Consider the following 24406-nt stretch of genomic DNA (forward strand, 5'->3'; position numbering starts at 1 on the left):
TCCGAGCCCTGCATTCCTTGCGACGATTAACAACATTCGACTCAAAAATTAAACTTTTTCGACCTGCCCAAATTCCAGCTCGACCGGTGTGGCACGACCAAAAATGGTGACCGTCACGCGCACGCGCGATTTTTCGTAGTTCACTTCTTCAACGTTACCGTTGAAATCTGTAAACGGACCATCTTTAATACGCACTAACTCGCCGACTTCATACAATACCTTTGGACGCGGCTTCTCGACACCATCTTGCATTTGCTGCATGATTTTGTCGACTTCGTGCTGTGGAATTGGAGTCGGCTTGTTTGACTTGCCACCAATAAAACCGGTAACTTTATTCGTATTCTTGACCAAATGCCATGTTTCGTCAGTCATTTCCATTTCAACCAGAACATAGCCAGGAAAGAAGCGACGCTCGGTGACAGATTTTTGACCGTTCTTGACTTCAATTACTTCTTCAGTTGGCACCAAAATCTGGCCAAACTGATCTTGCATACCGGCACGTTCAGCACGCTCGGTGAGCGCACGCATGACGCTTTTTTCCATACCAGAATAGGCGTGCACAACATACCAGCGCTTCTTGCCCATAGGCGCAGACGCCGGTGTCGTTACATCGACCGGCGTTGCTTGTGCGTCGTCTTGTGTGCTTTCGCTCATTATTATTTCCAACCCAGAATCACGTCGTACAACAAAACCTCGAGGAGCTTATCGGTGCCCCATAGGAAAATTGCCATCACCAGAACAAAGACAAATACGATTGCAGTAATTTGCATCGCTTCTTTGCGGGTAGGCCAGACCACCTTTTTAGTTTCGCGTATAGCTTCTTTCGCGAAACTCAGAAAACCACGACCTTGCGTCGAGGTCCATGCCAAGGCAATCGCCACAAGCAAACCGGCGACCAAAACGCTTGCACGTACCAAGCTTGGCTTGTCCGACAAAAAATAAAAGCCGACTATGCCGGCAACGACAGCTAATACTGCCAATACTACTTTGAGCTTGTCGCCGGATGGGCTGACTGTTTGCACAGGGTGGTTAGACATACTTGGATTTATACTTTCAGTACCCTACACCTAAATCGGTGGCAGGGGCGGAGGGCATCGAACCCCCAACCTCCGGTTTTGGAGACCGGCGCTCTGCCAATTGAGCTACACCCCTAACGCTTAACATTACCATGAGTTATCTGGCTTCTTAACTCACTCTAGACTCTACTACTCACTACTTTTACAACCACTATTTGCTGAGACATCAACGCCGCAAGACGGATAAATCCAGAATTGCGGCGCGTTCAGCTAACTTATTGTGGATCTGGCAGGATCTTGGCAACAACACCCGCGCCAACTGTACGACCACCTTCACGAATAGCGAAGCGCAAGCCTTCTTCCATCGCGATTGGGTTGATCAACATCACAGTGATCGACACGTTATCGCCCGGCATGACCATTTCTTTGCCTTCTGGCAAAGCGATCGAACCAGTGACGTCCGTGGTACGGAAATAGAACTGTGGACGATAGTTGTTGAAGAACGGTGTATGACGGCCGCCTTCATCTTTCGACAACACATAGATCTCGCCAGTGAAATGCTTGTGTGGCTTGATCGAACCTGGCTTGGCCAAGACTTGACCACGCTCAACGTCTTCACGCTTGGTACCGCGCAACAACACACCGACGTTATCGCCAGCTTGACCTTGGTCTAGCAACTTACGGAACATTTCAACACCAGTACAGGTCGTTTTTTGTGTGTCGCGGATGCCGATGATTTCCAGCTCTTCGCCAACTTTCACAATACCACGCTCAATACGACCAGTCACAACAGTACCGCGACCGGAGATCGAGAATACGTCTTCCACTGGCAGCAAGAAAGCACCGTCAACTGCGCGCTCCGGGGTTGGAATGTAGCTATCCAACGCATCGGCCAGTTTCATGATCGCTTCTTCGCCCAACGGACCTGTGTCGCCTTCCAGCGCCAGCTTCGCTGAACCCTGGATGATTGGCAGATCGTCGCCTGGGAAATCGTACTTGCTCAATAACTCACGCACTTCCATTTCAACCAGCTCGAGCAACTCAGCGTCGTCAACCATGTCTACTTTATTCAGAAACACAATGACGTATGGCACACCAACTTGACGCGCCAACAGGATGTGCTCACGCGTTTGCGGCATTGGACCATCAGCAGCAGAACAAACCAGAATCGCACCGTCCATCTGAGCAGCACCAGTAATCATGTTTTTAACATAATCAGCATGGCCTGGGCAGTCAACGTGCGCGTAATGGCGATTCGCTGTTTCGTATTCTACGTGCGAAGTATTAATAGTAATACCGCGTGCACGCTCTTCCGGGGCAGAGTCAATCGTGCTGAAATCGCGCATGTCGCCGCCGAATTTCTTGGTCAGCACTTTAGAAATCGCCGCAGTCAGTGTAGTTTTACCATGATCAACGTGGCCAATCGTACCCACATTCACGTGCGGCTTGGTCCGCTCAAATTTACTTTTTGCCATCTTGGAACTCCTAAAGATTTGATGAGAATGTTCAGGCACGCGCCCGACTGCATTGCATTGAATACTACGATTGACTAATCCAGAGAACACAGCGCTAACTTCACACTGATTCGGGCACTGCAAACAAACTGTATAGCTGGTGCCCTTGACGTGGATCGAACACGTGGCCTCTCCCTTACCAAGGGAGTGCTCTACCACTGAGCTACAAGGGCTATGCTGCCCGTACACCGAAAACTCACAGTGGCACGTTCAACTTATAAACTTGAAAACCATTTACTTGCAACTCATGTACTACTAAATCTGTAATGCCAAACTTTTTACTGAACTGGAGCGGGTGAAGGGAATCGAACCCTCGTCGTAAGCTTGGAAGGCTTCTGCTCTACCATTGAGCTACACCCGCGAGATCATTTCTTCAACCACAACATTTTTACTTACTCTGCACAACAGTACTACTTCACTATTTCCGGCAATGGTGGAGGGGGCTGGATTCGAACCAGCGTACTCGCAAGAGGGCAGATTTACAGTCTGCTGCCATTAACCACTCGACCACCCCTCCGCACGGAATCCAAAACTATAGTGAAACTTCCTGACTTTGTCAACCACTACCGATAATTTCTTATGAATTAGTTTCATAATGCATTAAACAGCTTTATCGCTGAAAGCCAAGCCCAACAGTATACAACGAAGATTTTCAAATAGACAAGCGCTACATCAAAATATAATGATATTTCTTGCGAATGTGTATTTTAGAAACGCGTTTCCCGCGCTGCCCGCAAAAATCCATCCAATATTGGCGTGCAATCGAGCAATTCTGGACCACCTGCACGGTGGAATTCGGGATGCCATTGCAAACCCATGACAAAAGGTGCTTTGCGATAGCGGATAGCCTCTGTGATGTTATCTACGCCGGACACTGCCTCAACGGAGAGATCGCGACCAAGATCCTTAACTGCCTGGTGATGAATTGAATTCACCACCCACTCTTTGCGCGTATCACTGTCCGACGCAAATAGGGCCGCCAGCGACGATCCCGGTGGAAACTGGATCGCGTGATGTAGACGATCATATTCATCGTTCACATGGGCGATCGAGGTCGGGACGTCGGTAGCGATGTCCTGATACAAGGTCCCGCCCAACGCGACATTGATTAGTTGACAACCACGGCAAATGCCCAGTACTGGCTTGCCTGCCTCTATAAATTCGTGCAGCAACTCGAGCTCATACATGTCACGCACGCGGTCACCACCCCACTCTGGTCTGGTAGCGGCTTCGGCATAGCTTTGCGGCGAAACATCTGCACCACCTTGCAATACTAATCCATCCAGATGCTTGGCATAGTCACGTAGACGAATACTACTAGGATGTACCAGGCCATTGGTGTTCACGGTCGGAATCATGAATACGAGTACGTCGCGCGACATCACCCACTGTGCAATCGATTCTTCAAGATATTGCAATGTCCGTCCGCGTAAACCTTTTGCCCCTTCTTCAGGATGAAATATACGCGCGGAAACGCCAATTTTCAGCGTACGCTGCATCATTCTGCGGCCAGCCTTGTCCGATATTGCTCGGACCCGCGCTGCAATCAATTTCCAGGTTTGCGTCCATGGCGCGTCATCTGCTCGAGCGCCGGAAGTTGCGCTGCCAGCGTGGCCTAAACTGGTATACACCGTCGGTTGTTCCGCCGGCTTAATAATTTTTTCTGCCATGGCGGGAGACGACGCAGTTACTGGCTCAGGAGACGCAGCAAGCGGCTCAGAAGCATTTTCGGATATAACAGGGGGCTCAATAGGAAGGGTAGGTATTGATTCAGAATTTTTCTTATCGGTCATGGTGTCGAAAACTTAAAGTGGAATGTAGGTAGACTATCGCCAGGGCAAAACTATCCGTAGCAGCTAAATTTCGCTAATCCTCGTTATTACATTGCTTTATTACGTTGACCACTCAGCACTTTATTGATACTTCTGGCGATCCATTCGCTTCCGCGCAAACTGGCTCACTGCGCTGGCGCCAGCGATACAATTTTGCCAGCAGGATAAAAAATTATTTACCAAAGTATAGGCCTACTTAGTTTAATTTAGCGCTTGATGCAATATTTAGGCATATAGAACGGTCGATCAAGCGTTACCTCTGCGTTGAGGCCTAAACACGCCTACAACCTCTGGCATCATCGCGGTATCACGATGTTTGATACCATGATTCCACTTGGAACAGCGTCGAGCAACTATCGATCAACGTGGTGCAAATGTCCCACAATAAATTACACATAGCCAATGGAAAAAAGTCTCTTACTCAATGCATTAATCTATTTGGCCGCAGCTGTCGTCGCAGTACCGATTGCCAAGCGCCTAGGACTAGGGGCGGTCCTAGGTTATCTGTTGGCGGGTATGGTAATTGGACCTTGGGGTCTGCGCCTGATCGATGGCGTTGAAGATATTTTGCATTTTTCTGAGTTCGGCGTAGTTCTGCTGCTCTTTTTGATCGGACTGGAACTTGAGCCTAAACGTTTGTGGTCATTGAGGCGGCCAATTTTCGGTTGGGGCGGTACGCAGGTTGGTATCGTCACGCTAGCGCTATTTGGCGCAGCAATCGGCTTTGGTGCTGACTGGAAAACCGCACTCATCGCCTCGCTTGGGTTATCGCTATCATCCACCGCTATCGTGCTCGCCACGCTGTCAGAGCGTAAATTGACAGCCACGCCTGCAGGTTCTGCTGGATTCGCGATACTGTTGTTTCAGGATATTGCCGCGATTCCGATGATTGCGATTGTTCCCTTGCTAGGGGTCGCCGCGGTCCAAGGCAGCGATGCCGGTTGGCTGAGCGCTGCTAAGGCTGTTGCTGTAATCGCTACACTGATTTTTGGTGGCCGTTTTTTGGTACGACCTCTGATACGCATGATCGCCAAAACCGGCCTGCGAGAAATTTTCACGGCATTTGCCTTACTCCTGGTGATCGCGACTGGATTACTGATGGAGTGGGTCGGCATGTCGATGGCATTGGGCGCATTTTTAGCTGGTGTTTTGCTGGCCGATTCTGAATACCGACACGCCTTGGAAACCGACCTGGAACCTTTCAAGGGCTTGTTACTTGGCTTGTTTTTTATTGCAGTAGGGATGTCCGTAGATTTCGGCGTATTTCTTGCGCAGCCATGGTTAGTACTCGGCTTGGTCGCAGGTTTTTTACTTATCAAAATAAGCGTGCTATATATCCTCAGCAAGCTATTCAAAATCGCCCGAGCCCAACAATTTTTGTTCGCACTATTGCTATCCCAAGGCGGCGAATTTGCTTTCGTCGTATTTGGTGCGGCTGCCGCAGCCAAGGTCTTCACACAGGAGACTTCCTCACTCCTGGTGGTGGTCGTGGCGCTCTCAATGGTCACCACACCCTTATTGCTAATTTTTTATGACAAGGTCGTCTTGCCGTATTTTGTGTCAACGCGCCAGCGGCCCGATGACGTCATCGACGACAACGAAAATCTTGTCATCATTGCTGGGTTTGGACGCTTCGGACAAATTGTAGGACGCTTGCTGCACGCCAATCAGGTCAGCATGACGGTGCTTGACCATGACCCTGATCAGATCGATTTATTACGTAAATTCGGCTTCAAAGTTTTTTACGGTGACGCTACCCGCATCGATTTGTTACGCACGGCGGGCGTCGCCAAAGCGCGCCTGCTGGTAGTTGCCATTGATGATATTGACGGCAGCTTGCGATTGATCGCTGCAGTTCGACGCGCTTATCCTTTGCTGCCGATTGCGGCGCGTGCACGCAATATTACCCACTATTACGATTTGATGGACCTTGGCGTCACTGTTATTGAGCGCGAAACCTTCGACTCCGCCTTACAACTTGGTCGACAAGCTTTACAACAACTGGGCTTCGGTCCATCGCGCGCGGAGCAAGCTGCGATAAAATTTCGTGCACACAATTTACAAACCGTGCATGATATTTATCCGCATCATAAAGATCAGCAACAGATGGTTTCGTTAGCAAGGCAAGCGCGTGCCGAACTTGAAGAAATGTTCGCGCACGATCAGATGATTCGCAATAACGAAATTGCAATTGGTGGTGAAACAGGCAAGGATCCGGATGCGGACGATGGGCGCGACTGAGTCGCCAACGCAGGCGGAATCAACCTTCACGGCGGATCGGGCGATCTCGCTGCTGCTTAGAACCGACAAACTCGACATCCTTCGCTAGCGCGTTTACACTCAACGCCGCCAGCATTTGGCAGCAGTATTACAAAAAGGCTTCCAATTATGATCACAATTTATCACCATCCTCGCTGCCCGTTTTCGCGCGAAGCACTTCACCTGATCGAAGAAATTTCGGCCCGTGAAAACCTTATCCTCGAGATAATCGACTATCAGCAACTACCGTTGAGTATCCCGCAGCTGATTAACTTGCAAAAGAAATTAGGCCTTCCGATCAGTGCCATGTTGCGCAATCAGGATCCAAAGTACACAAAACTCAAGCTCTCCAAGGCTGACGACTCCCAGCTATTACAAGCACTCGTTGATTATCCAAAATTGCTACAGCGCCCCATCGTGGAATATCAAAATCGTGCCGTCATCGCACAACCATCCGCAGTGGTAGAGACATTATTTGAAACCTCGGGGAAAGCAAAACCCCGGTCAAAATCTGCGGCTGCGGCTGCGGTTACCGTTGCGGATGTGGTCCCGGCACCACCTTCGGCAGAATAAACCGCCTATAAGACGCATGACCAGCAAGCTATCGCGATAACACTTGGACGCCCCTTTTCTACAGAAATCGTGCGAGCAAAAATACGACTGTCGAAATCAGAATCGTCGAGGCAAATGGCAACGAGAATACTTTGCCAAACAGCTTAAATCGGACGTCTCCAGGCAAGCGTCCGATGCCCATTTTTTCTAACCATGGCAGAGCGCTGGACAATACAATTACCGCAAGAAAAATTACTAAAACCCAACGAATCATACCGTTCTTTCAATTGAAGCCACATCTTGATGCCAGCGGCAGGACGGTCTTACGTACAACACCTTAGAACATGATCGACAGCTATGACCAAGCCGCTAAATGCGTTAAGTAAAACAAACAAGTTTGGCAATTTAATTTGAGCCTATCGCTATTTAGGCCCATCAAGCTCGATCACAATTTGTGGCAACGATCATTGCGTCCAAAGCGGGCCGGAAAAATTGCTTGCTTCCCTACAATCAACACCTTAAATAATTCACCCATCTCAGCCGGAGATATTAATTTTTGAACCGCATTCGCCTGAGGTAAATACTGCAAGGCATTTTCCGGCGGGGTCCGCAACAACAATTCGGCAATCCCTGCATCAAGTAGAAAAGCCGCCTGGCAGGTATACCCCAACACATCCATGCCACCATGAATGGCGGCGACGGCCATCGCGGTAAAGTCAACATGGGCCGTCACATCCTGCAAACCCGGCCAATAAAATGGATCTGGGTGTGCGTGGTGACGATAGTGGCACATCAGCGTGCCTTGATCGCGCTGTCCCAAATAATATTCAGCCGCAGGAAATCCATAATCGAGGAATATCGCCACACCACCAGAACCGGCGTTCAACATTGCGGCTACCGAGTGCATAAAACCGATTGCTACCGGATGGACTTCTGTCAAATAGCCAACCGCCAAGTCATCAGCGCCTGGGATTTGCTCCACCAACGATGGATTTGCTAACCGATCAACATAGACGAACTGCGCCTCACCGACTGAATCCGTCACCTCTTCTAAGCCAACTCCGCGCTGCATCCAGGTCTGTTCGCCCCGTACCAGCATCTCAACCGGCATCGCATCCAACACTTCATTACCGATCACCACGCCTGAAAAAGACGCTGGCAACCGATCCAGCCACTGCACTTGCCTAAAGACACTCAGCTTCTGCTCTTGCCGTGCGCGCAACTCGGCCGACAGCTCAACGATGTAATATGCGTCAAGACTAAACCCATTGGCATGCAATTCGGTCAGGATATCAAAGGCCAATTGCCCGGTACCGGCGCCGAACTCCAGCATCTGCGGCGCTAACGTTGCGTCTGTCGCAGTGATCAGTTCTGTGGATAATTGCGCAAGTGTTGCGCCAAAAAGCGGCGTAATCTCCGGTGCGGTTGTAAAATCACCGTCTTTACCCAGTTTTGCTGCGCCACCGCTGTAATAACCGAGGTTTGGTGCGTATAACGCCAACTCCATATAACGAGCGAATGAAATCCAGCCATCATAATGACGGATTTCGGCGGCAATGAGGTTGTGCAGCAAGCGTGACGCGTGCTGCGCTTCGATAGAAGCTTCGGGTAGTTGCAGTTGCATGGCGATATTGTAGGAGATATCACCGGTTTCATAGCAACTTCAATAGCTTTTTTTAAATGCTAACATACTGTCAATTCGCTGCAAATCTTAGCGCAAGCAATGACAAACAAAGACGAATAGTCATCCCGAGCTTGCACGATTTTTGAAACAACTCAGAAAATTATTCGAGAATATTAAAGAAACATACTCGACTTTAATGAATTTTAGCCAATTTTAGTGAATTTTTTCCCCAATGAATTACTCTCCCACACGGCCGCTATTAAACGCCAAAGTAGCACTTGTTACCGACGCCTCGAATCCACTCGGCAGCATCATTTCGCGCGCGCTGGCACAACAAGGGTGGGACCTTGCCCTACATTACGGGGATGCACAGCCACCGGCATTGCTGCTGAAGCTCGTCAAAGAATGCGAAAATCTGGGTCATCGCGTGCATCTCATCAGCGCCGATCTAGCCGATGAAACACAGGTTAAGTCGTTGATCCCACGGATCATTGTCGCCCTTGGAAGCCTAACGTGCGTGGTCAATAACGCAGCCCGTGTTGTGGCTGATGTTGCCGCCGATTTTTCAGCCTCACACCTGGAACGGCATATGCGCACCAATTTAGCCGCGCCAATTCTATTGGCGCAATCGTTGCATGCAACCACTGCTGAAGGAGCGCAAGCGGTGGTCATTAATTTATTAGACCAAAAACTGTTTAATCCCGCACCTGACTTTTTATCTTACACATTGTCAAAAGCGGCACTTCAAAAGGCGACAGACTTGCTGGCCCTGGCGCTGGCACCAAGGGTACGCGTGGTTGGCATTGCCCCGGCGCTCAATCTTGATGCTCCCGGTTTGACTCTCACATTGGACGCTGCCACGACCGCGGATGACTTTGCCGCCAGCATCTGTTTTATCGCCAGTTCGACCGCCGTTACCGGCACCACTTTGCTGATCGACGGCGGCGCGCATTTGCGCGCTCGTTCAGGAAATCGGAATGTCATTGTCCCGACCACAGCATCTGCACTATCGGCGACCTGATTCATGAAAAAATCAGCCAACATCAACCTTATTTTTACTGACTGAAACCATGCCATCTGCGCTCATCCATCCCGATCTTAGCGACTGCCGCCGCCTATTTTTGCGTAACTACGAAGTGCAGATCAATATCGGCGTCTTTGAATTCGAAAAAAAGGCGAACAGCGGGCGCTCATCAGCGTTGATCTGTTTATCCCATTGGCGGTGTCGACACCCAATAATGATCAACTCGATGAAGTTGTCGACTACGACTTCATGCGTAACACTGTCGCGAAACGCATGCAGCAAGGCCATATACATCTCCAAGAGACTTTATGTGATGACCTTGCCAGCGCGTTGCTGGCACATCCCAAGGTACGTGCCGTGCGTGTCATCACCGAAAAACCGGACGCTTATAACGACTGCGATTCAGTTGGCGTCGAAGTATTTCGGATCAAACCGAAAGCATCATTGTTGGAGCCATTATGAATTCCGTATTAAAAACATTTTTCGATCCAAATATGCTGGATCTCATCCCAGCCATACCCCATCTCGCGAGCGCCGTTGCTGAGCAGCCAGCGCCGCCGAGTGCAAAGCAAGTCGAAAAGATCGCCCACGAAAATAACAAGCTGCATAAACGTCTTTGTCGGCAAGTCGGACAAGCCATCGGCGACTTCAACATGATTGAAGACGGCGACAAAATTATGGTGTGTTTATCGGGCGGCAAAGACAGCTACGCGCTGTTGGATATTTTGATCACGTTACGCCAGCGTGCACCGATCAATTTCGAGATCATCGCAGTCAATCTGGATCAAAAGCAGCCGAATTTTCCTGCGCATATACTGCCCGACTACCTGACCAAACTCGGCGTGGCGTTCCACATTGAAAATCAGGATACTTACAGTATCGTCAAGCGCCTGATCCCGGAGGGCAAAACCACTTGCTCGCTATGTTCCCGCCTGCGCCGCGGCATTCTATATCGCGTCGCCACAGAACTGGGTGCCACCAAAGTCGCGCTTGGTCATCATCGTGACGACATCATGGAAACTTTCTTTCTAAACATGTTTTTTGGCGGCAAGTTAAAAAGTATGCCGGCCAAGTTACAGTCAGACGACGGCAAACAAATCGTCATCCGCCCATTGGCCTATGTAAAAGAAGCGGATCTCAGCCGCTACGCTGAAGTGAAACAATTTCCGATCATTCCCTGCGATTTGTGCGGCAGTCAGGAAAATCTGCAGCGCAAACAGATCAAAGGCATGCTGCGTGATTGGGAAAAGAAGCATCCTGGGCGCGTAGATAACATTTTCTCGTCGCTGTCCACCGTCGCGCCCTCGCATCTGATGGATCGCAACCTGTTCGACTTCACCGGACTGAAAGCAACCGGCATTGCCGACCCCAACGGCGATATTGCCTTTGATGATGAGCCATGCGCCGTGCCAACTAATACTGTCTCAAGCATCATTCCGTTGCAAGTTGCCGAATAACTGAATAACCAGTTCGGCAAATCAAACGGCTTATTTTTGACGCTAAACGTTACAAATAAGCCGTTTTCCAACTTTGGATCACTGATTTAACCGATAAACCGTTTATGGCAGTTAAACGCACAATTCACCATCTTGCAAATTTTCAATGGTAGTTGCGAGATCGGACTATATAATCAAAACTCCTGCTGGCATTAAGCAAAGTCGATAAGCGGCCTCAATAAGCTGTATCAATCCGCCATGTCAACGGGACGTGAATTTGTTTTACGGGTGCTCATCTCGCTCTATTAATCATCGGAGAAGAAATTATATGCCCGCTTCCTACACCCTCAAAAGGGACAGCGATGGACAGTTTTATTTTGTGTTGTACGCAGCTAATGGTGAAGTCGTCTTAACCAGCGAAACCTACGCAGCCAAAGCATCTGCAGAAAATGGCATCGCCTCAGTACAAACCAACAGCTCGCATGATGACCGGTACAGCCGAAATCAGGCAGCCAATGGCAAGTTTTACTTCAATCTGAAAGCTGCCAATCATCAAGTCATCGGCCACAGTCTGATGTACAGCACGACCGTTGCCCGCGATGTTGCCATCGCCACGGTAAAGAAAAATGGACCAACGCAATCGGTAGTCAATGACACGTGACGACATAGTCACGTAATGGGCCAGTCAACGTCATCACATAACGGTTTAAAAATACGATTTCCATCGACCTCCGCATAACTTGGCGGATCACTTGATGGTTGTGTGAAGTTAGCTTTCTGTTGCGAGACTGTTGCACAAGAGGCAATAATTATTATTGTATTTGCAACCAACTGTAAGCCGCGTCATCTTTTCTGACGACAATCCGTTCTAGACTGCACAATACTAATTAAGGGCTCACATGAAACATCGATACCTTCATCGTTATGCTGTCCTGGCGTTCACTATTGCAGCCACTCTTACTGTCGCCGGTTGCGTGGTCGCACCGCAACAGCGCGTAGCGCATGAAAATCACATTGTTCAAACACCACCAGCGCCATTATCCGAGGTGATCCCGCCGCCACCTTATCCCGATGCCTATTGGATTGGCGGCCACTGGAAATGGGAAGGTAACCGCTATGTCTGGAACAACGGACACTGGGAACAATCTCGTCAAAATCAAGTGTTTCAGCATCCTTATTGGAGTAACAATGGTGTCGAATGGACCTATCATCCAGGTCGTTGGGTAACGCTGGTTCCAACCACTAGCACCTCAGCAATAGTCATCAACGTCGCGCCGCCTCCACCTAGAATCGAAAACCTGACGCCCTCGCCTAGTCCGAACCATGTCTGGATCGGCGGCTATTGGCGCTGGAACAATGGCGAGCACGTATGGGTCAGCGGACATTGGGAAGTGCGACGCGACGGTTATTTTTATGCACCGGCACATTGGTATCGAAGTGGCAACACCTGGACCTTTTCTAGCGGATTCTGGCAGCACTATTAAGCCTTTAAAGTGTCTTTGATGAGATGAAGTTGCTATAAATCGCATATTTACCTCCCACCGTGGCAATGCCACCATGGGAGGTTGACGTCTAGACGGATTATTTATCTGGGTTGACGTCCAATCCGTATTTAAAAATATCCTCAGCGTCGTAGCAGAAGCTCCAGCATCGACCAAATGGAAAGTACTATCTTTCTCGCTTCGTTCTCTTTTAAGGCCTCTCATTACTGATCGCGGAGATATTGCCTTGCCATATTGTTTATCCGCTATTGCCGACCAAAAACCATTGAAATGATTGTGGGCCATCGTGCTAAAATTTCGCACCTCATTTCACTGCAAAGTACCGTCATGAACGTCGTCATCCTCGCCGCTGGAATGGGCAAACGCATGCAGTCCGCCCTACCCAAAGTCTTACATCCGCTGGCGGGTAAATCCTTGCTAACGCATGTTATCGATACAGCACGCACCTTATCGCCCACGACGTTGTGCGTCATCTACGGGCACGGCGGCGATGCAGTGTTGACCCAATTTACTGCTGCCGACTTAGTATTTGCCAAGCAAGAGCCGCAACTAGGCACCGGCCACGCGGTCATGCAAGCGATTCCGCAACTCGACGACGCTGTGCCGACACTAGTTCTATACGGCGACGTGCCGCTGACCACCAGCGCATCGTTGCAACGTCTGGTAGCCGCAGCTGGCTCAGACAAACTCGGCATCTTGACAGTACAACTTGACGACCCAACCGGCTACGGCCGCATCGTTCGAGAAAATGGCGCAATTGTTCGTATTGTGGAACAAAAGGACGCCACCCCAACCGAGCGCGCTATTACCGAATGCAACACCGGCATCATGGTCGCACCCACCGTGCTGCTAAAGCAATGGCTCGCTGGCTTATCGAACAACAATGTACAGGGCGAATATTATCTGACCGATATCGTCGCCAGCGCCGTTGCCGGCGCCACCGAAGTCGTATCAGCGCAGCCAGACGCAGTATGGGAAACCTTAGGCGTCAACAGCAAAGTCCAATTGGCCGAACTGGAACGCATCCATCAACGTAGCGTTGCGGATCGTCTGCTGGAACAGGGCGTGACCTTGCTTGATCCAGCGCGTCTTGACGTGCGCGGCACGCTAACTTGCGGTCGCGATGTCACGATCGATGTTAATTGTATTTTTGAAGGAAGCGTCACGTTAGAAGATGGCGTGACTGTGGGTGCCAATTGCGTCATCAAAAATGCCCACATTGGCCTTGCAGCCAATATCAAACCTTTCTGCCACATCGAGCAAGCGACAGTCGGTGCAGCCTCCCAAATCGGACCTTATGCCCGGTTACGGCCCGGTACCACACTGGGCGAAGAAGTCCACATCGGCAATTTCGTCGAAGTCAAAAACAGCCAGATCGCCGCGCACAGCAAAGCCAATCATCTGACCTACCTCGGCGACGCGACAATCGGTTCGCGCGTTAATATCGGGGCCGGCACCATTACCTGTAACTATGACGGCGTCAATAAATCCCGCACCATCATTGAAGACGACGTATTTATCGGTAGCGTCAGTCAACTCGTGGCACCCGTCACGGTCGGCAAAGGCGCTACTTTGGGAGCAGGAACTACGCTGACCAAAAATGCGCCAGCAGGCAAACTCACCGTAGCGCGCAGTAAGCAAATGACGATCGATGGCTGGGAACGCCCTGTAAAAATAAAAAAATAGTACTTTTGGTAAGTTGCGCCAGAATTTGAACGCTAGCCAAGGCGGTTCATGGTGAAAGTTACGCCATTCAACCGATCATCATTAACCGCCTTAGACCGTCAACACAGCGAGCACTTCTGTCTCAAACCGCAATGTTAGTCTCAAACTTGCTGCGCAAAATCGAAAAATACGTTTTCACGTTGCGTACATTTTTTTGCGCCGCAAATAACTTATGCGCCATCGCATGATAGGCCGCCATATCGGCAACCTGCGCTACCAACACAAAATCCGGCCCTGGCGATACGCGATAGCATTGCAACACTGACGCCTCTTTCGCAACCAGCGCCTCAAATGCCACTTGATATTCGTCACCCTGATGATCCAGTGTGACTTCCACCAGCGCCGTTAGTCCCGCACCCACCTTTTCCGGCGCAACGATTGCCACCTGGCGCACGATCACGCCCAGATCGGTCAAGCGCTTAACCCGACGCAAACAGGTTGGTGCAGATGCATGAATAGTTGCCGCCAACTGCTGGTTGGTTTGCGATGCATCCATTTGCAGCGCGTTCAAAATACGCCGATCAAGCCCATCTAAAATAATATCCATATGGAAATTCAAAATTAATCTGAAATATTTAACCAAAAATTAGTGATATTTGAATTTAAATATCACCAATTAATTACAGTGAAATAATACGTCATTTTTAACTGTATAAAGAACATTTATTTCATTCTCTTACGCCTAGAATAGAATTATTCATATTTATTCTGAGGTTGCCATGTGCGGTATCGTCGGCGCAGTTGCGCAAAACAATGTCATTCCAATCCTCATCGAAGGATTAAAACGCCTTGAGTACCGCGGCTATGACTCTTGCGGCGTCGCTGTACATCTGGATGGAAAGTTGCAACGATCGCGCAGCACATCGCGCGTTGCCGATCTGGAAAGCCAGATCGTCACATCAGGGCTAAACGGATTTACCGGCATCGCCCACACTCGTTGGGCCACCCACGGCGCACCCGCCACGCACAACGCCCATCCGCACTTTTCCCGCGACCGCATTGCGCTGGTACACAACGGCATTATCGAAAATCACGATGACCTCCGTGCCGAATTGCAAGCCGTCGGTTATGTGTTCGAAAGTCAGACCGATACCGAAGTCATCGCCCATCTGGTTGATCACATGTACACCGGCGACTTGTTCGACACCGTCCAGCAGGCCGTCAAGCGCCTCACTGGCGCTTATGCCATCGCAGTATTTAGCCTTAATGAGCCACATCGCGTGGTCGCTGCCCGCCAAGGTTCACCGCTGATTGTTGGTATCGGGAAAGGGCAAAATTTCGTCGCATCCGACGCAATGGCGATCGCTGGCACGACCGATCAGATTGTCTATCTGGAAGAAGGTGACGTTGTCGATTTGCAACTGCAAGGCGTCTGGATCGTCGATGCCAATGGAAAATCTGTCGAGCGCGAAGTCAAAACCGTCCATGCGTATAGCAGCGCGGTCGAATTGGGGCCGTATCAGCACTACATGCAAAAAGAAATCTTCGAGCAACCACGCGCTATTGCCGATACGCTCGAAGGCGTCATTAACATCATGCCGGAACTGTTCGGCGACAAAGCATTCAGCACTTTTCAAAAAATAGATTCAGTCCTTATACTGGCATGCGGCACCAGCTATTACGCTGGCCTGACCGCCAAATACTGGCTAGAATCAATCGCCAAAATTCCCACCAATGTCGAAATCGCCAGCGAGTATCGCTATCGTGACAGCGTGCCGAACCCAAACACACTGGTCGTCACCATCACCCAAAGCGGCGAAACTGCCGACACACTCGCCGCCGTGAAACATGCGCGTGCCCTAGGAATGCTGCACACGCTGACGATTTGTAACGCCGCCACCAGCGCCATGGTGCGCGAATGCGCGCTAGCCTACATCACCCGCGCAGGCGTCGAAGTCGGCGTAGCCTCAACCAAAGCCTTCACCACGCAACTGGTCGGCCTCTTCTTGCTGACCCTGGCATTAGCACAGTCAAAAAATCGCCTCAGCGACGAACAAGAGCAAGCGCACCTCAAAGCACTACGTCATCTGCCCGCTGCGCTCCAAAGCGTCCTAGCACTGGAACCGCACATCGTCGCCTGGGCCGAAGCCTTTGCACGTAAAGAAAACGCACTTTTCCTCGGGCGCGGCATTCACTATCCAATCGCCCTCGAAGGCGCATTAAAGCTCAAAGAAATCACCTACATCCACGCCGAAGCCTACGCCGCTGGCGAACTAAAACACGGCCCGCTCGCGCTAGTCACCGAAGAAATGCCCGTCGTCACCGTCGCCCCCAACGACGCCCTAATCGAAAAGCTCAAATCCAACATGCAAGAAGTCCGCGCTCGTGGCGGTCAGTTATACGTCTTCGCCGACGCCGACTCCCGTATCAATTCCAGCGAAGGCGTACACGTGATTCGACTGCCGGAAAACTATGGCGTTCTATCACCAATTCTGCACGTGGTGCCGTTACAGTTACTGGCGTATCACACCGCGCTGGCACGTGGGACGGATGTGGATAAGCCGAGAAATTTGGCTAAGTCGGTGACGGTTGAGTGAGTAGCGGTAAGCGCGTCATTTTAATGTGTGGACCACAAAAAAATTCACTTAATGATTGAGTAATGCCTCCCTAAGTTGGCAACCGCTATTGCATCATGTGACCAGTTTTTCGGCCATCCGAAACCGCTATGAAATCTTTACGAAAGCGGCTCACTAAGGTCACTTTCACCGTCGTGGAGCCGCTGGTGACTAGCACTAAATGTCGTCTGGTTTAAACAAGCCAAACAGCATGCGGCGCGCGACTAAGCCGCGAGGAGCAAGTTGTCCATAATTGCCGAACCCTCCTTAAACCAACTGCTGAACCACCTTCGGCGTGGCGACAACATCGCGTTGCCGGATCTTTTTATTAAAATCGTCAGCGAACATCCCCGATATTTAATGCATCCAATTTTCCAAAAACCTGATTCCCGTGTGCGTTAGCGCATACGCAACAACTCGGGGGCGCTACCTGTCACCGGCCTCACGTTGGTCACAAGCGATTATTGGATTGCAATGGCGACCGCTCCGCATACATTAAACCGTCATCGCTAACGGTTTACCCAAATCCAGCCCAAGCACTTCTGCAAACTTCGCCAACTGCGCGGCATCTTTGCCGGAAGGCAGCGCACGCAATGCAGCAAACGCAATCCATTTCGCATCGACTTCAAAAAAATCACGTAGGTTAGCGCGTGTATCGCTGCGTCCAAAGCCATCCGTTCCCAATGTAACGTAATCTGCCGGGACGTAGGCACGGATACTTTCGGGAATACTCCTCACGTAATCGCTGGCGGCAATAACAGGCCCCCTACTCGGGCTCAGTTGCTGCGTGACATACGCTTCGGTCGAAACGTAAGAAAGGCGTTGATTGCGTTCTGCTGCGATGCCGTCGCGTGCCAGCTCGGTGAAGCTGGTGACGCTCCAGACTTCCGCGATCACACCGAATTTTTCTTTAAGCAAAGCAGCAGCGCCAATTGCTTCTTTCAAGATCGGTCCGGCACCCAGCAAACGTACGTCAGGATTTTCCTGCGATTGTAGGCAATACATGCCGCGCTTGATACCCTCTTCAGCACCTTGCGGAAGGCTCGGCTGCGCTTCATTTTCGTTAGTCGCGGTGAGGTAGTAAAAAACATCCTCATTGTTGTCCAGCATACGGTGCATACCATCCTGCACGATCACTGCCAATTCATAGGCATACGCAGGATCGTAGGACACACAATTCGGCACCATTGCTGCCATCACATGACTGGAACCATCCTGATGCTGCAAGCCTTCGCCCGCCAGCGTGGTGCGCCCTGAGGTCGCGCCAATCAGAAAGCCGCGCGCACGTTGGTCGGCGGCGGCCCAGATCAAATCGCCGATGCGCTGGAAGCCAAACATCGAGTAGTAGATATAGAACGGCAACATCGGCAAACCATGTACCGAATAGCTGGTTGCAGCCGCCGTCCACGAAGAAATCGCCCCCGCTTCGGTAATGCCTTCTTCCAAAATCTGTCCGTCCTTGGCCTCGCGATAGGACAGAATTGAGCCAATGTCTTCTGGCTCATATAGTTGACCTTGTGCGGAATAAATCCCCACTTGCCGAAACAGGTTGGCCATGCCGAAAGTACGTGCCTCATCGGCCACAATCGGTACGATGTGTTTGCCTATTACAGCGTCCTTCAACAATCCCCCCATCATCCGCACCAGCGCCATGGTGGTCGACATCTCCCTGTTATCGGCTTCGAGCGCAAATTTAGCGTAGGCACTGATTTCCGGTACTGCCAATTTGGTTTGCACTTTATTTCTGCGTGGCATGAAACCACCCAGCGAAGCGCGTCGCTCCAACAAATGGCGCATTTCGGCACTGTTATCAGCGGGCTTATAAAACGCCAGCGCTTCGCAATCCGCATCCGAAATCGGTAAACGAAAGCGGTCACGGAACGCGATCAGATCGCTGGTATCGAGTTTTTTCTGTTGGTGCGTGGTCATCTTGCCCTGACCCGCTGCGCCCATACCAAAACCTTTTTTGGTTTGCGCCAAAATCACCGTAGGTTGACCACGATGATTGGCCGCTGCCTCATACGCCGCATGAATTTTTTTCATGTCGTGGCCGCCGCGTCGCAGACGATCGATCTCATCGTCGGTCAGCGTTGCACCAATCGCCTGCATCGCTGGATTCTGCCCGAAAAAATGGGCGCGATTAAATGCGCCATCATTGGCCGCAAATGTTTGCAACTGACCGTCTACTGTATCGTTTAACGCATTGACCAACTCGCCCGATTTGTCGCGTGCAAATAACAGGTCCCAGTCTGAACCCCACAATAATTTAATGACGTTCCAGCCAGCGCCGGTAAATAAGGTTTCCAGCTCGTCGACGATATGACCGTTGCCACGTACCGGACCGTCGAGCCGTTGCAAATTGCAGTTAACCACGAAGACGAGGTTATCCAGCGTCTCACGCGAAGCAAGGCTGAGCGCGGCCAGCGATTCCGGCTCATCCATCTCACCATCGCCAAATACGCCCCAGACCTTGCGGTCCTGCGGTTTCAGCAAACTGCGGTTCTCCATGTAGCGCATAAAGCGCGCATGATAAATCGCGCTGATCGGACCGAGTCCCATCGAGCCGGTCGGAAACTGCCAGAAATTTTCCATCAGCCACGGATGTGGATAGGACGACAATCCCTGCGTACCTTGTTTCTTGCCTTCAATTTCCTGCCGGTAGAACGATAATTCTTTCTCCGTCAGCGTGCCTTCAAGAAATGCACGCGCGTAAATACCGGGAGCAGAATGGGCCTGAAAGTACACCAGATCACCGCCGAAATCGTCAGTCCTGGCACGGAAAAAGTGGTTGAAGCCGACTTCGAACAGATCGGCTGCCGAGGCATAACTGGCGATATGTCCGCCCAGTTCGCCATACGCGCGGTTGGCGCGCACCACCATTGCCAATGCGTTCCAGCGGATCAGACTACCCAGATGTTGCTCCATGGCGAGCGCATCTGAACCGCCCGGAAAAGGAGGCTCGTCTTCAACGCGGATGGTGTTGGTATAAGGTGTATTGCGCGAGTCACGCCATTTGATGCCAGCCTTCTGCGCAGCTGCGCTCAGCCGCGACAGCAGATAACGCGCACGTTCCGGACCAGCGGCTTCGATCACGCCTTGGAATGCCTCCATCCATTCGCTGGTTTCTTGCACATCGCTATCGAACTGACCATTCAAATGGTTCGTGGATGACATTTCCATGACTTTCGTTCCTCGCTTGATACATAGAATGAATCGAAAACAAGATAAAGGAGGGATGGTAACGATTACATCCTCCTACACGTCCAACCTTCTCAAAAAGTTTAAATAATGACTCCAAGATCACCACTATCAAGGATTACCGAGCTAGTCCGACTGTTAACGCCCGCTATCATTGGATGTGGATTTTTCAAATGATGTCGTCGATTCTAATACCTATATTGTATTTGCATCAGAACCTGTCAGTTCACAAGCGTGTGCGACGCAAACATTGATTGATGTCTATTCACTTTTCATTTGATTACGATGACCTCAAACGCTCACAACGCCCATAAAAAAAGCTCGCCGAAGCGAGCTTTTTTTGACACTAGAGGCAGTTATTAGAACTGGTTCATCGTATTGTCTTTACCAGATGCTTTCAGCGCAGCGTCGCCACTGAAGTAATCTTTGTGATCATCGCCGAGGTCTGAACCGGCCATGTTTTGATGCTTAACACAAGCGATACCCTGACGGATTTCTTTGCGTTGAACGCCAGCAACATAACCCAACATACCTTGATCACCGAAGTAATCCTTTGCCAGGTTGTCAGTAGACAATGCAGCAGTATGATAAGTCGGCAGCGTGATCAGGTGATGGAAAATACCGGCTTCACGTGCTGAATCGGCTTGGAAAGTGCGGATTTTTTCGTCAGCAGCAATCGCCAACTCCGTTGCATCGTATTCAACACTCATCAAACCAGCGCGATCGTACGAAGAAACATCTTTGCCTTCACTTTTCATGATGTCAAAAATTTGCTGACGGAAGTTCAGTGTCCAGTTGAATGATGGGCTGTTGTTGTACACCAGCTTGGCATTTGGAATAACTTTACGAATCGCCTTAACCATACCGCCGATTTGTGCAATGTGTGGTTTTTCAGTTTCAATCCACAGTAAGTCAGCACCGTTTTGCAGGGATGTAATTGAGTCCAGAACACAACGCTCTTCACCAGTACCAGCGCGGAACTGGAACAGGTTACTAGGCAAACGCTTAGGGCGGACAAGTTTACCGTCGCGCTTGATGATGACGTCGCCGTTTTTCATCGCATCGGCCGACACTTCTTCAACGTCGAGGAAGGAGTTATATTGATCACCCAAATCGCCAGGCTCATTCGTTACTGCGATTTGCTTGGTCAGGCCAGCACCCAATGAGTCGGTACGCGCAACGATGACACCGTCGTCTACACCCAGTTCCAGAAACGCGTAGCGAACCGCGCGGATTTTGGCGAGGAAGTCTTCGTGAGGAACCGTTACTTTACCGTCTTGATGGCCGCACTGCTTTTCATCAGAAACCTGATTTTCGATCTGGATGCAGCATGCACCCGCTTCGATCATCTGCTTAGCCAACAGGTAGGTCGCTTCCGCATTACCGAAACCGGCATCAATATCAGCAATGATTGGTACTACGTGCGTGATGTGGTTATCAATTTTATCCTGAATCGCTTGCTTGGCAGCACCTTCAGCACCGTCTAATTGACGGAATAAACCACCCAACTCACGTGCATCAGCTTGACGCAAGAAAGTGTAAAGCTCTTTGATCAGCGCCGTTACAGCAGTCTTCTCGTGCATCGACTGGTCAGGCAATGGGCCGAACTCAGAACGCAATGCGGCAACCATCCAACCCGACAAATATAAATAGCGACGATCGGTGCTGTTGAAGTGTTTCTTGATAGAAATCATCTTCTGTTGACCGATAAAACCGTGCCAACAACCCAAAGACTGGGTGTACTTGGACGAGTCAGCATCGTAGTTGTTCATGTCATCGCGCATGATTTTCGCAGTGTAACGTGCGATATCCAGGCCCGTTTTAAATCTGTTCTGAATGCGCATACGTGCAGCGGACTCAGGATTAATCGCGTTCCATGCACTACCTTCTTTGTCCTTCAAACCGGTGATGGCTTTGATGTCTTCTTGATATTGTGACATGTGGATTCCTTAATAAAGTAAGTTTGAAAATAAGTAAGACTGAAAAACGAATCGGGTGCTGAGGCATCTCTTCACTCATGCCCGAACAACAGGGCGGTGAACTCAAAGCAAAACTGCATGGATCAATAATAGCCGGTTTTTCTCATATGAGCCATGTCTTATATAAGACATATGACTTAAATTAATCTCTTTATTTTCATATACTTACATACTATTTTTTGCTATGTGAAATGTATTTTCAAAAAAAATGTATAAATTCCCTCATTTTTTTCATGCCGTCATTTCACAGTGTGGAATCAACTTTCCGTATCGTGGAAAAACCACAGTTACAGTTCGCCTTAACCCGTTTAAGCGAGCGAATTGTTAAGCGATGACAGACAAAAATAATGTAAACGCCGAAATTTAGTCACCGCCGGAGAGGCAGTGCAGGCGTGTGTTGCGAAAGCGGCACATTCGCCCTTCCGCCTAATGACTTTTAACGGAAAAAGGGAAACTACTTTTTTACATGAGATGAAAAATACATGGATCGAGCGCCCGCCAAGCCCGGACGCTGACGCTGAAGGACGAACGTTGAAAACGTTAAACGCAAGCCAACATTATCGCAATTACCACATCAAATCGTCCGGGATCTGGAAGGCTGCATACGGATCGTCAGCGTCAATTTCAGTGCTAGTCTTGCTCACCCGCACGACGAGCGAGTCATCGCGCTCCGCGATCTTGTCGGCAATAATTCTAGGCACCAATTCAGGCACGCCACCCTGACAAATAATCACCAGACGCCCAGCCACTAAATGCGCTTGAACCGCGGCAGATACATATAGCCGTTCGATCTTCTTGTCATGCGTAAAATGATAGGCGATATCGCCAGCGCCCTTGCTCTGGCGATTCTGCTGCACCATTTGGGTAATTTGCGCCAGGATTGCCTTTTGGGTTGCGGCCGCGTCGCGCTGTGCATTGAGTTCGCGGGCGCGATCAGCATTCTTGCGTTGCGTGTCGAGTGCTGCCTGGCGCGACTCATCAACACTGGACGTACCTGCACGGCGCTCAGCCTTTTGCTGCTTACTCTTGTCCTGGTGCGCCACTTTGGCTTTGTTTTTGTCGACCAGGCCAGCTTTTAAAAATTGCTCTTGCAAAGAGGCCATATGAACTACTCCGTAAATAGGGTCTACCGGATCATGCAATGATGCCGATCAGTGGAAAGACGCTAGCATAGCAAAAATGTCGACCAAGCAGATCAGGGATCGTGACTGGCAAGCATTCAAACTCTGTCAGAGTACCGCTGTGGCAAGGGATTGTGCGGCTTGAATGTGGATTTTCTGTGCATCAAACCATGCCGATTCCACGCATCGCAAAGCTATAATATGAGTCAATACAAGTAAATGCTGTCGGCACGGACTGCGTCTGCCTCTGCGTCATCAAGGAATCCAAATGAAACTCGATCGTCATAGTAATGTAGCGATGTACGTGCAGATCGCCGATGCGCTGGCGCGCGACATCGCGCAGGGCATATACCCACCATCGGCGCGCCTACCTTCGGAAGCGGATCTGGTGGCCCAGTTCGCAGTCAGCCGCGTCACTGTTCGTCAGGCTATCGATCAGTTGGGCCGTCAGGGGCTTGTGACCCGCAAACAAGGCAAGGGGACGTTTGTGTCACGCCAGGTCATGCATCATGAGCTAGGTGATCTGGAAGGCTTCTATGATGTCTTGCTTAAACAAGGAGTCGTGCCACAAACGCAATTGCTGGAATTTGTACCGGTCCTCACGCCGCAAGAACTGGTGGCCACCTTCGACGAAACTGTCACGCAATTGCATTTTCTGAAACGCTTGTATCTGGTCGATAACAAACCCATCGCTATCGCCTATGGCTATCTGCGGTTGGACAACGCCAATGTCACTTGGGAAGAGGCGCAGCGCTATCCGATCTATGGTTTGCTCGACCACTTCACATCTGCCCAAATCGCCCGCGCCGACATACGCATTCGCTCAGAACAAGCCACACGCAAGGTCAGTCAAGAACTCGCCCTGCCGTCGCGGGCCTCCACACTGGTCATGCAGCGTACGTCCTTTTGCAATCTTGGTCGGGTCCGTGAGCACTCGACGTTCTACATTCGACCTGAGAACTATGAGTTCAAACTGAGTGTTTCAGGACCGTTGCCGATTAGCTCATCGCTTTTTAACGTCTTGTCCACGCCCGACCAGCACACTAGCGCCACGGTCTGATCCACACAG

At 50.4% G+C, this 24406-nt stretch carries 19 protein-coding genes, 4 tRNA genes and 1 pseudogene; 10 read left to right on the top strand and 14 right to left on the bottom strand.

Going from position 1 to position 24406, the window contains the following annotated elements:
• Positions 1–48 precede the first annotated feature (48 nt).
• The 8 genes from nusG to RGU75_RS06160 all read right to left on the bottom strand — a co-directional run bounded on the left by nusG (position 49) and on the right by RGU75_RS06160 (position 4323).
• Positions 49–585 (bottom strand): transcription termination/antitermination protein NusG, encoded by a 537-nt coding sequence (gene nusG, locus RGU75_RS06125; protein WP_370446503.1) that lies wholly within the window; start codon positions 583–585, stop codon positions 49–51.
• A 71-nt stretch (positions 586–656) separates the two neighbouring features.
• Positions 657–1037 carry a preprotein translocase subunit SecE gene (gene secE, locus RGU75_RS06130; RefSeq protein WP_322233957.1) on the bottom strand — a complete coding sequence of 127 codons (381 nt, stop codon included), beginning with the start codon at positions 1035–1037 and terminating at the stop codon, positions 657–659.
• Positions 1038–1076: 39 nt separating this feature from the next.
• Positions 1077–1152: transfer RNA gene (locus tag RGU75_RS06135), tRNA-Trp, on the bottom strand.
• Positions 1153–1291: 139 nt separating this feature from the next.
• Positions 1292–2491 (bottom strand): elongation factor Tu, encoded by a 1200-nt coding sequence (gene tuf / locus RGU75_RS06140; RefSeq protein ID WP_205322864.1) that lies wholly within the window; start codon positions 2489–2491, stop codon positions 1292–1294.
• Positions 2492–2628: 137 nt separating this feature from the next.
• A tRNA-Thr gene (locus RGU75_RS06145) sits at positions 2629–2703 on the bottom strand.
• Positions 2704–2817: 114 nt separating this feature from the next.
• Positions 2818–2891 (bottom strand) — tRNA-Gly (locus RGU75_RS06150).
• 70 nt (positions 2892–2961) lie between these two features.
• Positions 2962–3047: transfer RNA gene (locus RGU75_RS06155), tRNA-Tyr, on the bottom strand.
• A 190-nt stretch (positions 3048–3237) separates the two neighbouring features.
• A complete protein-coding gene (locus tag RGU75_RS06160) occupies positions 3238–4323 on the bottom strand; it encodes a type 1 glutamine amidotransferase (protein ID WP_322233959.1) in 1086 nt (361 codons plus the stop codon).
• 441 nt (positions 4324–4764) lie between these two features.
• On the opposite strand from RGU75_RS06160, the gene kefC reads away from it, so the two are divergent.
• A complete protein-coding gene (kefC, locus tag RGU75_RS06165; RefSeq protein ID WP_322233962.1) occupies positions 4765–6603 on the top strand; it encodes a glutathione-regulated potassium-efflux system protein KefC in 1839 nt (612 codons plus the stop codon).
• A 147-nt stretch (positions 6604–6750) separates the two neighbouring features.
• Positions 6751–7194, top strand: a complete 444-nt coding sequence (locus tag RGU75_RS06170) for an ArsC/Spx/MgsR family protein (protein ID WP_322233964.1) — start codon at positions 6751–6753, stop codon at positions 7192–7194.
• A 58-nt stretch (positions 7195–7252) separates the two neighbouring features.
• On the opposite strand, the gene RGU75_RS06175 is transcribed toward RGU75_RS06170, so the two are convergent.
• Positions 7253–7447 carry a DUF2905 domain-containing protein gene (locus RGU75_RS06175; RefSeq protein WP_322233966.1) on the bottom strand — a complete coding sequence of 65 codons (195 nt, stop codon included), beginning with the start codon at positions 7445–7447 and terminating at the stop codon, positions 7253–7255.
• Positions 7448–7618: 171 nt separating this feature from the next.
• Positions 7619–8797 carry a class I SAM-dependent methyltransferase gene (locus tag RGU75_RS06180; protein WP_322233969.1) on the bottom strand — a complete coding sequence of 393 codons (1179 nt, stop codon included), beginning with the start codon at positions 8795–8797 and terminating at the stop codon, positions 7619–7621.
• A 232-nt stretch (positions 8798–9029) separates the two neighbouring features.
• On the opposite strand from RGU75_RS06180, the gene RGU75_RS06185 reads away from it, so the two are divergent.
• From RGU75_RS06185 to glmU, 6 genes and pseudogenes are all read left to right on the top strand, one after another.
• Positions 9030–9818 carry an SDR family NAD(P)-dependent oxidoreductase gene (locus tag RGU75_RS06185; RefSeq protein WP_322233972.1) on the top strand — a complete coding sequence of 263 codons (789 nt, stop codon included), beginning with the start codon at positions 9030–9032 and terminating at the stop codon, positions 9816–9818.
• Between the two features lie 49 nt (positions 9819–9867).
• Positions 9868–10283 (top strand): annotated as a pseudogene (locus RGU75_RS06190) (dihydroneopterin aldolase).
• Between the two features lie 32 nt (positions 10284–10315).
• Positions 10316–11278, top strand: a complete 963-nt coding sequence (gene ttcA / locus RGU75_RS06195) for a tRNA 2-thiocytidine(32) synthetase TtcA (protein WP_416186851.1) — start codon at positions 10316–10318, stop codon at positions 11276–11278.
• Between the two features lie 307 nt (positions 11279–11585).
• Entirely contained in the window at positions 11586–11918 is a 333-nt protein-coding gene (locus tag RGU75_RS06200; protein ID WP_322233976.1) for a YegP family protein, read from the top strand.
• 238 nt (positions 11919–12156) lie between these two features.
• The gene (locus RGU75_RS06205; protein ID WP_322233978.1) at positions 12157–12741 is read left to right on the top strand and encodes a hypothetical protein; all 585 of its coding nucleotides are present in this window, start codon (positions 12157–12159) and stop codon (positions 12739–12741) included.
• 345 nt (positions 12742–13086) lie between these two features.
• Positions 13087–14445, top strand: a complete 1359-nt coding sequence (gene glmU / locus RGU75_RS06210; protein ID WP_322233980.1) for a bifunctional UDP-N-acetylglucosamine diphosphorylase/glucosamine-1-phosphate N-acetyltransferase GlmU — start codon at positions 13087–13089, stop codon at positions 14443–14445.
• Positions 14446–14566: 121 nt separating this feature from the next.
• On the opposite strand, the gene RGU75_RS06215 is transcribed toward glmU, so the two are convergent.
• The gene (locus RGU75_RS06215; RefSeq protein WP_322233982.1) at positions 14567–15031 is read right to left on the bottom strand and encodes an Lrp/AsnC family transcriptional regulator; all 465 of its coding nucleotides are present in this window, start codon (positions 15029–15031) and stop codon (positions 14567–14569) included.
• Between the two features lie 172 nt (positions 15032–15203).
• On the opposite strand from RGU75_RS06215, the gene glmS reads away from it, so the two are divergent.
• Entirely contained in the window at positions 15204–17021 is a 1818-nt protein-coding gene (gene glmS, locus RGU75_RS06220) for a glutamine--fructose-6-phosphate transaminase (isomerizing) (protein WP_322233984.1), read from the top strand.
• 513 nt (positions 17022–17534) lie between these two features.
• Here the strand turns inward: glmS and mdeB are convergent.
• The 3 genes from mdeB to RGU75_RS06235 form a co-directional block, all read right to left on the bottom strand.
• Positions 17535–20219: an alpha-ketoglutarate dehydrogenase gene (gene mdeB, locus RGU75_RS06225; RefSeq protein WP_322233987.1), complete on the bottom strand. Its 2685-nt coding sequence runs from the start codon at positions 20217–20219 to the stop codon at positions 17535–17537.
• A 377-nt stretch (positions 20220–20596) separates the two neighbouring features.
• Positions 20597–22177, bottom strand: coding sequence for an isocitrate lyase (locus tag RGU75_RS06230; RefSeq protein ID WP_322233990.1), 1581 nt, complete (start codon positions 22175–22177; stop codon positions 20597–20599).
• Between the two features lie 605 nt (positions 22178–22782).
• Positions 22783–23319: a DUF2058 domain-containing protein gene (locus RGU75_RS06235; protein WP_322233992.1), complete on the bottom strand. Its 537-nt coding sequence runs from the start codon at positions 23317–23319 to the stop codon at positions 22783–22785.
• Between the two features lie 286 nt (positions 23320–23605).
• Here RGU75_RS06235 and RGU75_RS06240 point away from each other — a divergent pair, with 286 nt between their 5' ends.
• The gene (locus tag RGU75_RS06240) at positions 23606–24397 is read left to right on the top strand and encodes a GntR family transcriptional regulator (RefSeq protein ID WP_322233993.1); all 792 of its coding nucleotides are present in this window, start codon (positions 23606–23608) and stop codon (positions 24395–24397) included.
• Positions 24398–24406: the final 9 nt, after the last annotated feature.

Source organism: Glaciimonas sp. CA11.2, from assembly GCF_034314045.1.
In the GTDB taxonomy this organism is placed as follows: Bacteria; Pseudomonadota; Gammaproteobacteria; order Burkholderiales; family Burkholderiaceae_D; genus Glaciimonas.